Consider the following 12,562-nt stretch of genomic DNA (forward strand, 5'->3'; position numbering starts at 1 on the left):
CCGGCTTTCAGGGCTGCAGCTTCGCCCCGGCCCCACCGCTGCTATCACCACGAGTGGAGCCGTCGCCCGTCGAGTTGTCGGTCCCGTTCGTGCCGTCATCACCACCCGAATTGCCGTCCTGGTTGGCGCCTTGGCCGGCGCTGTCATCCTGGTCGGCGTTGTCGCCCTGACCCGCGCTGTCATCCTGGACCGCATCGGGACCTTTCAGCATCGCGCCGTTCACCTTGACCGAGCCGTCGGCCTTCGTATCGATCACCCATTCCAGGCGGCCGTCCGGCAGTGTCTTGCCAAAACCTTTGACGGCGAGCGCAAAAGGAAATGCCTGCGCCATCTGCTCGTCGCTCTTGGCAGCCTCTTTCAGGGCGTCGACGATCTTGTCATAGCCGGCGACGTCGACGGTTACGGTCGCATCGGGTTTCTCGCCGCCCGGGAAAGTCATCTCACCTTCCATGGCGACTTCGACATCGCCGTTCTTCACCGTCGAATGGCCGAGCACGACCTTGGGCTTCTTGGCCAGGAATTCAGCTACCAGGCCGTTGCCGAATTCGTCCGTCAGCGGCGGATTCTTGTTGAGATCAAAGGCTTCGATCGCCTTCTTCGCCATGGTGTCGAGATCGATATCGGCGCCGCCGAAATTCAGGTCGATGTCCGTCGGCAGCAACGGAACGGTCCAGGCGGGCAGCATCTGGTGCGGGACCGTCAGGCCCGAAGCCTTGATCGCGTAGTCGACCTTGCCGCTCTGGGAGACGCCATCCATGCCGAAAGCGGTGCTTAGCTGGGTCGCGCCGAACTTGCCGACCGGGCTCTCCACCGCAAAATCCTTGAAGCGGTACGTGCCGTCGATTCTTTCCCAGACAGGCAGTGCGGCAAGCAGGAGCGATTTGAATTCGGCCTGGTTCGCCTTGACCTTTTCGTCGCTTTCATTGGCGACGGCGAAGGCAAGCAGGTCGAGCAGCGGCTTGGTCTTGAATCCCTTGCCGGTGGCGTCCACCGACAGTTCCGGCGACGATATGGAGGCCGGAAAGCTCAACCCGTTTTCGGGATCGTTGACCTTGATCGTCTCGGCAAAGCTCAAGACCTTTTGCGCCACCGTGAAATCGATGCCGCCGTTGGCGGCTTTGGTCGCCATGATCGTCGCGGTGCCGGCGCCGGCGGAGACATCCGCCTCCTGCTTGGCCTCCCGGGTCTTCATCGTCATGCCATCCATCGAGCCGGTGCCGCTGACGAAAGCCGCAAGGCCGGGATCATAGACGCCGGAGAACTTGTTGTTCGAGATCGACAAGTCGATGTGTTGCGGACCCTGAGGGCCGGTGAAATCAAGCGATCCCGCCAGGGACGTATCCGCCGAAACGTCCCACTGCCCGTCTTTGCGCGGCTTGGTCAGCATCGAGTAAGGCGGGACGTCGAACTTGAAGGACTGATCTTTTGCCAGCAGGGCCGCGACCGGCTTGAAATCGAAAGCCAATTTGTAGGCGTCGCCGTCGACCGAGATTTTCAGGAACCCGATATCGAAGATCTGCTTGCCGAAATAGCGCGCCAGGTTGTCGGACAGCTGCTTGGCGCCCTGGTTGTCGACGGTCTGGGCCAGAGCGGGCGCGCTGAGCGCGAGAACAAAAACCAGTGGCAATACACGCTTCACGTCAGTTCTCCGTTCGTCTGGGGACATCGCGCCTGTGGTATGAAAACAGCATTACAGCCGCAAGACCAAAAACACCAACGCATGTCGCCCGAAAGGCGCGAAGCGGTTTTGGGTAACGACACGCATCGAAACGAAGACTTAAAAGCGCGCCGCCCGAACCTGTTTCGACGCGACGCGCATTAAGCCAAAAGATCGCCCGGCTCTTGTTTCGACGCAATTCCGGACGGAAAACCGTTTCACACTTTTCCTGGAATTGCTCAAAGCACCAGTCGCATCAGCGGCCGCCCGGGTTTGCGCTCCACCAGCCGTTCAAAGCCGGCCTTCTCGAACACGCGCGACGAGCCGACGAACAGGCCGATCGAGCGCGAATCGCGTGACAGGTCGATCGGACAGGCTTCGAGCAACCGTGCGCCATGCTCACGCGCAAAGCCAATGCCACCCTCGACCATCCGATGGCTGACACCCCTGCCGCGCGCCTTGACGCGGACGAAGAAGCAGGAAATCGCCCAGACCTTCGGGTCGCTCACATCGGCTGGGTCGACAGGCGCCGAACCCCTGCCCGGGTTGTTCCATTCAGGCACGTCGGCGCGCGGACCGATCTGCATCCAGCCGACCGCCTTGCCGTCCTCGAAAGCCAGAAGCCCCGGCGGCGGCCCGGCTTCGATGCGCGCCTTGATGTGATCCTTGTTGCGCTCCTTGTCGCTGGCGCGGCGTTCCGCGGGTGTGAGCCGAAAATGCGTGCACCAGCATCCGTAGCAGGCGCCCTGCTTGCCGAAGAGGTCCTCGAAATCGGCCCAACGCTGAGGGGTAAGCGGTGCTATGGTCGTGCTCATGCGTTCATCCCCAGGCCGGCCTTGTTGCCGGCGCGGCGCTGTCGTACCATTGCATTTGTTCTCTTTATGTTCGCAGCAATGGCGGCTCCTGTCAACAATCCCGAACGCGGTTTTTGCCGTGACTGCCTGGCCTTCCAGCGCGGCGAAGCGCGGCGCTGCGAGCGCTGCGGCAGCCCGCGCCTTGTCCGCCACCCGGAACTCTACAGCCTGCATATCGCCCATATCGACTGCGACGCCTTTTATGCGGCCGTCGAAAAGCGCGACAATCCGGCGCTGAAGGACAGGCCGGTGATCATCGGCGGCGGTAGGCGTGGCGTCGTCTCCACCGCCTGCTACATCGCCCGCATCCAGGGCGTGCGCTCGGCCATGCCGATGTTCAAGGCGCTCGAGCTCTGTCCTGAAGCCGTGGTGATCCCGCCGAACATGGAGAAATATGTCGGCGTCGGGCGCGAAGTCCGCGCGTTGATGCAAGCGCTGACGCCGCAGGTCGAGCCGCTGTCGATCGACGAGGCGTTTCTCGATCTCGCCGGCACCGAGAAGCTGCACGGCATGCCGCCGGCGCTGGTGCTGGCGCGCTTCGCCCAGACCGTGGAAAAGGAGCTCGGTATCACCGTTTCGGCTGGCCTCTCCTACTGCAAGTTCCTCGCCAAGATCGCCTCGGACTTCCGCAAGCCGCGCGGCTTTTCCGTCATCGGCGAAGCGGAAGCGCCGGCCTTCCTGGCGGAGCATCCGGTGACGCTGATCTGGGGGGTCGGCAAGGCGCTGGCCGCCACGCTGGAGCGCGACGGCATCCGCATGATCGCCCAGTTGCAGCGCATGGAGCGCGGCGAGCTGATGCGCCGCTACGGCGTGATGGGCGACCGCCTCTACCGGCTCTCGCGCGGCGAGGACGACCGGCCGGTCGATCCGGGTGGCGACGCCAAGAGTGTCTCGGCCGAGACCACCTTCGACACCGATATCGCCACCTTGGCGGAACTGGTGCCGGTGTTGCGCGGCCTGTCGGAGAAGGTCTCGGCACGACTGAAGAAATCCGGCATTGCCGGGCGCACCGTTGTGCTCAAGCTCAAGACGCAGGATTTCAAGCTGCGCACCCGCAACCGCCAGCTTGGCGATCCGACACGGCTGGCAGACCGTATCTTTCAAACCGGGCTCGAGCTTCTGCGCCGCGAGACCGACGGGACGAAATTCCGCCTGCTCGGCATCGGCGTCAGCGATCTTTCCGACGACGGAAAGGCAGATCCGCCGGACCTGGTCGACGTCCAGTCGCGCAAGCGCGCGCTTGCCGAAGGCGCCATGGACACGTTGCGCGGCAAATTCGGCCGCAAGGCGGTCGAGACGGGCTATACGTTCGGCAAGGGCCGCGATGCCAATCCGCCGGAGCCGCTCGAGGAGTAAGCTCGGAGAGGTGTAGAGGATCAGGCCGGGCCGACATCACCTGGATATCAAGACACCTCTCAGCTGCGTTTGAGATCGATCCTGCTCGTCACCACCATCTTGCCGGTCGTCGGATCCATGTCGGTGACTGTCATTCGCATCTCGTCCGGGCCGGTCTTTTCGACGGTCAGCTCGGCGTCGCGGTCGCCATTGATGATTTTCGCCCAATGGATATCGAGGTTGATGGCGTTGCCGTCGCGGCTTCCACTGAGGCCGGCGGGTCCGCTGCGCGAGCCGGAATAAATGCCGGTGTATTTCGCTCCGTTGACCTTCAGGTCGGCGCGGATCTGGCGCGTCATGATCAGCATGGCCCGGCAGGTGCCGTCGAGCGACAACGAGGTCGCTGTCGCGTCCGATGTGAAGGAGCAGGTGATGTTCATGATGGGAGAATTCGTCCTGATTCTCACCGTTCCTTTGCCGGCAAACTTCCCCTGCAGCGAACGCAGGAAGCCCGCCTCGTCGGCGTGAGCGCCCGTTGCGCCGAACAGGCAGGCGGCGGCCAGCAAAGCGGCAGTCGATTTGATCAAGACATCCCCTCTCAGATCAGGAAAAGTGGCGGCTTCCATGGGGAAGGCCAAAGTGTGGACTTAACGAGCGCCCAGCTATCAAGTTCCACCGCCGCCGTAACGGTTTTTTGACAACGGCTCCCGCTGGCCCAGTCGAATGCCGCGACTAACGGTTGCGACAAAAGTCCGCTCCTGCGACATAGCGCCGATGGTACCCGCTCCCTCGATCCCAAAAGCCGCATTCTGGATGGCGCTGTCTATCGCCTCGATGCTGGGGATGTCGATCGCCAGCCGCGAGACCACCGCCGAGCTCAATGTCTTCCAGGTGCTGGAGCTGCGCTCGGTGATCGGCTTCTTCATCCTGCTGCCGCTGGTGATGGTTGGCGGCGGCTTCGCCGCCATGCGAACGCAGCGCCCGTCCGCCCATATCGCCCGCAATATCATCCATTATACCGGCCAGGCGGCATGGCTCTACGCGCTGACGCTGATCCCGCTCGCCGTGCTGATCTCGATCGAGTTCACGACGCCGATCTGGACGGCGATCCTGGCGGTCAGCTTTCTCGGCGAAAGGCTCTCGCGGTCCAAGCTGGCGGCGATCGTGCTTGGCTTGATCGGCGTGGTGGTCATCGTCCACCCCAACGCCGGCTCGATGGACCAGGGCCATGTCGTCGTCCTGGGCGCCGCGGTCTGCTTCGGTATCTCGATGGTGCTGGTCAAATCCATGACCAAAACCGAAAGCGTCGTGCGCATCATCTTCTGGATGCTGATCATCCAGTCGACGGTCGGGCTGATCCCGGCGCTCTATGAATGGCGCACACCCTCGGCCGGCCTCTGGCCGTGGATCTTCCTGATCGCCTTCACCGGAATGTCCTCGCATTTTTGCCTGGCGCGCGCGCTGGTCTATGCCGACGCCACCATCATCTCGCCGATGGATTTCCTGCGCGTGCCGCTCTCGGCGCTGGTCGGCTGGCTGCTCTATCACGAGCAGATCGACGTCTTCACCGCCGGCGGCGCGGCGCTCATCCTCGCCGGCAACCTGCTCAACCTGCAGCGCAAGACGCCGCAGGTGGCGGAAGCAGAAGCGGCAACTCCTTGAACTAAACGAGTTCGACCTCGACCACGCCTTGCACAGCACGCATGGCGGAGGCGATTTGCGGCGAGACGCGATAATTACCCAAGCCGATTTCAACCTCGCCCTGCGCCTCTCCCTTGAGAACGATGATGCTGACTTGACTGTCGCCGCGCTGTTTGAGCTGCGATTGAATGATCGATGATGGCCCATCGTCCCTGACAAAGATGCGCAGCGCTTTCTGGATGCGGCTGGCTTCGTCGTCCAGTGATTGCACCGAGTTAATACGCAGGTTTACACCCTCGGGCCTGTCTTCGGCTGCAACCATGATCACCACCGAACTGCCGGGCTCCAGCATGTCGCGATACTGTGCCAGGCCTTCCGAAAACAGCACCGCTTCATACTGACCCGTCGTGTCGGAAAACTGCACGACGCCCATCTTGTTGCCTGTGCGGGTCTTGCGCTCCTGCTTGGAAGTGACGGTGCCGGCGAGGCGTCCGGCCGCCGCACCCCGTTTGACCGCGGCCGAGAATTCGGCCCAGTTCTGCACCCGCATCTTCTCGAGCGCGGCCTTGTATTCATCGAGCGGATGCGCCGAAAGGTAGAAGCCGACCACCTGGAACTCGCGGTGCAGCTTGTCCGCCGCGAGCCACGGATCGGTTGCCGGCAGGTTGAGCGCCTGCGACTGGCTGCCGAGCGAAGCGCCGAAGATGTCGGCCTGTCCCGAGATCGCATTCTGCTGCGCCAGCGAGGCAAGCCCCATCATCCGCTCCACGCCGGCCACCATCTGGGCGCGGTCATGGCCGAAGCAATCGAGCGCACCGGCCATGATCAGGCTTTCGAAGACACGCTTGCCGACAATCTTGGGATCGACGCGCTCGCAGAAATCGGCGAGGTTCTTGAACGGCTTTTCGCCGCGCTTCTCGACAATATGCTCGACAGCGGCGTCGCCGACGCCCTTCAGCGCGGCCAGCGAATAGAAGATCTTGTTATCACCGACCTCGAAGGCGCGGAAACTCGACATCACCGACGGCGCCGCCACTTCGATGCCGAGGCGCAGCGCATCCTGGCGGAAATCGGCCAGTTTGTCGGTGTTGCCCATGTCGAGCGTCATCGACGCGGCCAGGAACTCGACCGGATAATGCGCCTTGAGATAGGCGGTCTGGTAGGAGACGACCGCGTAAGCCGCGGCATGCGACTTGTTGAAACCATAGTCGGCGAACTTGGCCAGCAGGTCGAAAATGAAGTCGGCCTGCGGCTTGCCGACGCCGCGCGCGACCGCACCGGTGACGAAGCGTTCGCGCTGCTTGTCCATCTCGGCGCGGATCTTCTTGCCCATGGCGCGGCGCAGAAGGTCGGCTTCGCCGAGCGAATAGCCGGACAGCTCCTGCGCGATCTGCATGACCTGTTCCTGGTAGACGATGACGCCTTGCGTCTCCTTCACGAGATGGTCGATCTTGGGATGAATCGAGGCCATCTCCTCCTCGCCATGCTTTCTGGCGTTGTAGGTCGGGATGTTTTCCATCGGGCCGGGCCGGTAGAGCGCGACCAGCGCGATGATGTCCTCGATGCAGTCGGGCCGCATGCCGATCAGCGCCTTGCGCATGCCGGCACTTTCCACTTGGAACACGCCGACCACTTCGCCGCGCGACAGCATGGCGTAGGTCTCGGGATCGTCGAGCGGGATCGTCGCCAGGTCGATGTCGATGCCGCGGCGGCGGATCAGCTTGACCGCCGTTTCCAGCACCGTCAGCGTCTTCAGGCCGAGGAAGTCGAATTTCACCAGCCCCGCCTGCTCGACATATTTCATGTTGAACTGGGTGACCGGCATGTCGGAGCGCGGATCGCGGTACATCGGCACCAGTTCCGACAAAGGCCGGTCGCCGATGACGATGCCGGCGGCATGTGTCGAGGCGTGGCGATAGAGACCTTCCAGCTTCTGCGCCATGTCGAGCAGGGTCTGGACGATCGGTTCCTTCTCGGCCTCCTCGGCAAAGCGCGGCTCGTTGGCGATGGCATCCGCCAGCTTGACCGGATTGGCCGGGTTCTGCGGCACCATTTTCGACAGCTTGTCGACCTGGCCGTAGGGCATCTGCAGCACGCGGCCGACGTCGCGCAGCACGGCGCGGGCCTGCAGGGTACCGAAGGTGATGATCTGGCCGACCTGGTCGCGGCCGTATTTCTGCTGGACGTAGCGGATCACCTCCTCGCGACGATCCTGGCAGAAGTCGATGTCGAAGTCCGGCATCGAGACGCGGTCGGGATTGAGGAAGCGCTCGAACAGCAGCGAGAAGCGCAGCGGGTCGATGTCCGTGATGGTCGTCGAATAGGCGACCAGCGATCCGGCGCCGGAGCCACGGCCCGGCCCGACCGGAATGCCTTGCGCCTTGGCCCATTTGATGAAGTCGGCAACGATCAGGAAGTAGCCCGGGAATTTCATCTTCTCAATGATGCCGAGCTCGAATTCGAGCCGCTCGCGATATTGCTCGACCGTGTAGCCAGGCGTCGGGCCATGCGCGGCAAGCCGCGCATCAAGACCTTCCCGCGCCTGGCGGGCCAGCTCGGCGGCCTCGGCCTTCTCGGCCGCATCCTTGTCGGAAGCGTCGGCGCCGGTGAAGCGCGGCAGGATCGGACTGCGGTTCTTTGGATAATAGGAGCAGCGCATCGCGATCTCGACGGTGTTGTCGATCGCTTCCGGCAGGTCGGAAAACAGCCGCGCCATATCGGCCTGGCTGCGCAGGAAATTATCCACGGCGAGCCGCCGGCGGTTGTCGGCGGCCACCACCGAGCCTTCGGCAATCGCAATCAGCGCATCATGCGCCTCGTAGTCGTCGCGCTTGGAAAAGAACGCTTCGTTGGTGGCGACCAGCGGCAGCTGATGCGTATAGGCGAGATCGACCGACGATTTTTCCACCATCCGGTCGTAGCCGGCGACCCGTTCCAGCTCGACATAGAGCCGGTCGCCGAACAGACCTTTGAGGAAGAGCAGCCGTTGTTCGGCGAGATCGCGCCGATCAGCCTTCAGCGCCGCGCCGATCGGACCGCGCGGCCCGCCCGTCAGGCAGATCAGGCCGTCGCTTTGGCCTTCCAGCATGGTGCTGGTCAGATGCACCGGCTCGCCGGGCGGCGTCTCCAGATAGATCTTGCTGATCAGCCGCACGAGATTGCCGTAACCGGCTTCGCTGGCCGCGATCAGCACGACGGGCGACATGTCCGGGCCTTGCCGGCGGCGGTCGCGCTGGGCCTCGGTCGCCTCGCCGGCAAAAGCGAGATCGACCTGGCAGCCGATGATCGGCTGGATGCCGTCCTTGACCGCCTTTTGGGCAAATTCCAGCGCACCGAACAAATTGTTGGTGTCGGTGACGGCGATCGCCGGCGCCTCGTCCTTGACCGCGTGGCCAACGACCGCGCCAAGCTGCAGCGCGCCCTCGAGCAGCGAATAGGCCGAATGCACGCGCAGATGAATGAAAGTCCGCGCCGGCGCTTCCGGCCGGCTCGCCCTTTCACTGGCTTCCCGCTTCAGCGGATCGCGTATCGTTGCTGCGTCTGCCACCGGTTGCGCCCTTGCTGAAGCAATTCCAGGAAAGTGTTGAACGGTCGGGCTCGGCGACTTCGCCGTAGCCTCCGTCCGGAATTGCGAAAAAACAAAAAGTTGTTCGAGAATCTCGGATCGAGGCTAATTTAGTCGTCCGCCGCACCATCCGCCAGCGAAACGACGTCTCGTCCCCGAAAACCAATGGCGATCACTGTGAAGCGCTTCATGGCCGACGCCGCCGCGGTCCGCCACCTTGCCTGGCGTAAATTTCATGCATTTTCATCGAGGAGACTTTCCATGGCCAATCGTTTTGTCGTCGACGTTTCCGGTCTCAAGCTCGCCAAAGGTGTTGACGCCAAGCTTGCCGGCACCATCCAGCAGGCGGTGCTGAAGGCGATCGCCGAAACCCATACCGAGCCGCAGCTCGTGCTGAAATTCCCCAAGGATTGGCTGGGCCTCGTCGCTCATATCGACCAGGCGCAGATCGCCGCCGTCGAGAAGCAGGTCGCCGGCATGATGCGCTGATTTGGTGCCCGCTGAGCAAGGGAGGCGGACCATGCCAGCCAAGTCCAGCATCACCGGCGATGGCGGGAAATCCTGCCCCAGCGCTCGTGCCGAACCCGGCAACCTCTTGATTGGCGTGGTCGGCGGCGATGGCATCGTCCAGCCGCTGCCGACGCGGCTCGAAATCGATGCCGGTTTCGTCGAGCAGGCCAGCAAGTCGGGCGTGCCGGAAGCGCGCTTCCGCTTTGGCGGCCGTTGCGTCGAGGGCAAATGCAAGCAGTGGACCGGCAATTCCTGCGGCGTGATCGAAAAGGTGCTCACCGGCATGGCGGACCAGAATATAATGCCGGTCGAGCACCTGCCGCGCTGTGTCCTCCGCGGCACCTGCCGCTGGTATTCGCAGCGTGGCGCCGACGCTTGTCGGGCCTGCGTCTTCGTCGTCACGGACCATAGCGCCGTGGCGACCGCGGACGCCTGATCCGACAAAAAGCGTCAGACAGCGGGAGCGGAGCCACGGCTCCGCTCCCGCTGCAAGGTCTGTTTGGGATTCAGGTCAGGCCGAGGCGAGAACGATGACTTCCGAGAACCGAAGCGGAACGTACTTAAAGTACGTGAGCACCGGAAGCGCAGGAAGTCGTCGTTCGCAGGCCGGCATCACCTGGATCTCAACAGACCTTCAGGCGAATTCCATGATCACGGCATCGACCGCCAGGCTGTCGCCGGGCTTGGCGTTGAGCTTGGCGACCGTCAGGTCACGTTCTGCGCGCAGCACGTTTTCCATCTTCATCGCCTCGACCACGGCCAGCGTCTCGCCGGCCTTGACCTCCTGCCCTTCGCCGACGGCGATCGACACCACCAGGCCCGGCATCGGGCAAAGCAGCAGCTTCGACGTGTCCGGCGCCAACTTCTCCGGCATCAGCCTTTCCAGCTCCGCCGTGCGCGGCAGCATGGCCCGCGTCGTCACCGACATGCCTTTCCAGGCGATGCGCAGCCCGTTCAGCACCGGGCGGATTTGCGCCGCTATTTTCTTGCCGCCGACCGTGCCATGCCAGATCGCATCGCCCGGCCGCCAGTCGGAGGCGACCGTCAGCGGCTTGCCGCCATCGACCGACAGATCGGCCTCCATCGGAATGGAAACCATGCCGTCAACAATTGCGACGTTGAGATAATCGGAACCGATCTTGACCACCCAATCGCGCTTGAGATGACCGGAATGCGGCGCCAGCCGTCCGCTCAGGCGGTCGAGCCGGTCGCGGCGCAGCAATTCGATCGCGGTGGCGATCGCGGCAAACACCGCCCGCTCCTCGGCATCAGGCTCCACAGGCGCGAACCCGTGCGGATATTCCTCGGCGATAAAACCGGTCGACAGCCGACCCTCGCGCCAGCGCGGATGCTGCATCAGGGCCGCCAGGAACGGGATGTTGTGCTCGATGCCGTTGACGACGAAGCTGTCCAGCGCCTCCGACATGGCGTCGATGGCCTCCAGTCTGGTCGGCGCCCAGGTGCAGAGTTTTGCGACCATCGGATCATAAAACATCGAAATTTCCGAGCCTTCGGTGACGCCGGTGTCGTTGCGAACCACGACATCGCCGAACGTCCCCTCCTCCGGCGGCCGATAGCGCGTCAGCCGGCCGATCGAGGGCAGGAAGTTGCGGAAAGGATCCTCGGCATAGAGCCTGCTCTCGACGGCCCAGCCGTTGAGCTTCACGTCGCCCTGCTTGATGGCAAGTCTCTCGCCGGCGGCAATCCGGATCATCTGCTCGACCAGATCGATGCCGGTGACGAGCTCCGTCACAGGATGCTCGACCTGCAATCGCGTATTCATTTCAAGGAAATAGAAGTTCTTGTCCTTGTCGACGATGAACTCAACCGTGCCGGCGCTCTGGTAGTCGACAGCCTTGGCCAGCGCCACCGCCTGTTGGCCCATCGCCTTGCGCGTCTTGGCGTCGAGGAACGGCGATGGCGCCTCCTCGACGACCTTCTGGTTGCGGCGCTGGATCGAGCATTCGCGCTCGCCGAGATAAAGTGCCGTGCCGTGCGCGTCGGCCAGCACCTGGATCTCGATATGACGCGGATCGACGACGAATTTTTCGATGAAGACACGATCGTCGCCGAACGAACTTTTGGCCTCCGATCGCGCCCGGTCGAAGCCGTCGCGCACTTCGGCCTGGCTCCAGGCGATGCGCATGCCCTTGCCGCCGCCGCCGGCCGAGGCCTTGATCATCACCGGATAGCCGATCTCGCCGGCGATCTTTTCGGCATGGTCGGCGTTCTCGATGACGCCGAGCCAGCCAGGGACGGTCGAAACCTTGGCGGCGTTGGCGAACTTCTTCGATTCGATCTTGTCGCCCATCGCCTGAATAGCCTTGGGCTTCGGACCGATGAAGACGATACCTTCCGCTTCCAGCGCCTCGCAGAAGGCGGCGCGCTCGGACAGGAAGCCATAGCCGGGATGCACGGCCTGAGCTCCGGTTTCCTTGCAGGCGGCGATGATCTTCTCCGGCAGGAGGTAGCTCTGCGCCGCGGACGACGGGCCGATATGCACGGCTTCGTCAGCCATCTCGACATGCACGGCATCGCGATCGGCATCCGAATAGACCGCGACGGTGGCAATCCCCATCTTGCGCGCCGTCTTGATCACGCGGCAGGCGATCTCGCCGCGATTGGCGATCAGGATTTTCGTGAACATCAAAGGCGTTCCCCGGGGTATTCTTTGTTCCTTCTTATGGGCTTCGGGACGCGGGCTCAAGCACGTGCCCTTGTCTGGCGAGGTCAGCCTCCGGCTTGCCGGCAGAACCCGCGGACAATGATCCTGCGGGAAGCCGGTTGCAGCGATGAAGGAATGCGGACGAATGATTTTGCACCATCAGGATGATTTTGCGTCATCATTGGTCGTCAAAACGGGTTGAATGAGCACGAGAATGCTGAGACCTTAGAGCCAAAATCGCTTGGGAGGAATTGCCCGATGAAAACGCGCGCCGCAGTCGCTGTCGCCGCTGGAAAGCCGTTGGAGATCATGGAGGTCGACCTCGAGGGCCCGCG

Annotated in this window: 9 protein-coding genes; 4 read left to right on the forward strand and 5 right to left on the reverse strand. The window is 63.1% G+C overall.

What is annotated here, in order from left to right; translation table 11 throughout:
• Nucleotides 1–7 precede the first annotated feature (7 nt).
• Complete coding sequence (locus tag AB6802_RS15215; RefSeq protein WP_371010933.1) at nt 8–1,639, reverse strand: hypothetical protein; 1,632 nt, start codon at nt 1,637–1,639, stop codon at nt 8–10.
• Nucleotides 1,640–1,896: 257 nt separating this feature from the next.
• Entirely contained in the window at nt 1,897–2,472 is a 576-nt protein-coding gene (locus AB6802_RS15220; RefSeq protein WP_371010934.1) for a GNAT family N-acetyltransferase, read from the reverse strand.
• 66 nt (nt 2,473–2,538) lie between these two features.
• Here AB6802_RS15220 and AB6802_RS15225 point away from each other — a divergent pair, with 66 nt between their 5' ends.
• Nucleotides 2,539–3,867, forward strand: coding sequence for a DNA polymerase IV (locus AB6802_RS15225; protein WP_371010935.1), 1,329 nt, complete (start codon nt 2,539–2,541; stop codon nt 3,865–3,867).
• A gap of 59 nt (nt 3,868–3,926) precedes the next feature.
• Here the strand turns inward: AB6802_RS15225 and AB6802_RS15230 are convergent, their stop codons facing one another.
• Nucleotides 3,927–4,433 (reverse strand): hypothetical protein, encoded by a 507-nt coding sequence (locus AB6802_RS15230; protein WP_371010936.1) that lies wholly within the window; start codon nt 4,431–4,433, stop codon nt 3,927–3,929.
• A 187-nt stretch (nt 4,434–4,620) separates the two neighbouring features.
• On the opposite strand from AB6802_RS15230, the gene AB6802_RS15235 reads away from it, so the two are divergent.
• A complete protein-coding gene (locus AB6802_RS15235; protein WP_371010937.1) occupies nt 4,621–5,508 on the forward strand; it encodes a DMT family transporter in 888 nt (295 codons plus the stop codon).
• A 1-nt stretch (nt 5,509) separates the two neighbouring features.
• On the opposite strand, the gene dnaE is transcribed toward AB6802_RS15235, so the two are convergent.
• Nucleotides 5,510–9,004 (reverse strand): DNA polymerase III subunit alpha, encoded by a 3,495-nt coding sequence (gene dnaE, locus AB6802_RS15240; RefSeq protein WP_371010952.1) that lies wholly within the window; start codon nt 9,002–9,004, stop codon nt 5,510–5,512.
• 309 nt (nt 9,005–9,313) lie between these two features.
• Between dnaE and AB6802_RS15245 the strand changes: the two genes are divergently transcribed.
• Together AB6802_RS15245 and AB6802_RS15250 are read left to right on the forward strand one after the other, a co-directional pair.
• Nucleotides 9,314–9,541: a hypothetical protein gene (locus AB6802_RS15245; RefSeq protein ID WP_371010938.1), complete on the forward strand. Its 228-nt coding sequence runs from the start codon at nt 9,314–9,316 to the stop codon at nt 9,539–9,541.
• Between the two features lie 31 nt (nt 9,542–9,572).
• Nucleotides 9,573–9,998, forward strand: a complete 426-nt coding sequence (locus AB6802_RS15250; protein WP_371010939.1) for a hypothetical protein — start codon at nt 9,573–9,575, stop codon at nt 9,996–9,998.
• Between the two features lie 198 nt (nt 9,999–10,196).
• Here the strand turns inward: AB6802_RS15250 and AB6802_RS15255 are convergent, their stop codons facing one another.
• On the reverse strand, nt 10,197–12,209 hold the full coding sequence (locus tag AB6802_RS15255; RefSeq protein ID WP_371010940.1) for an acetyl-CoA carboxylase biotin carboxylase subunit: 2,013 nt from the start codon (nt 12,207–12,209) through the stop codon (nt 10,197–10,199).
• Nucleotides 12,210–12,562 lie beyond the last annotated feature (353 nt).

The sequence above is a fragment of the Mesorhizobium sp. RCC_202 genome (assembly GCF_041355295.1).
GTDB lineage: Bacteria > Pseudomonadota > Alphaproteobacteria > Rhizobiales > Rhizobiaceae > Mesorhizobium.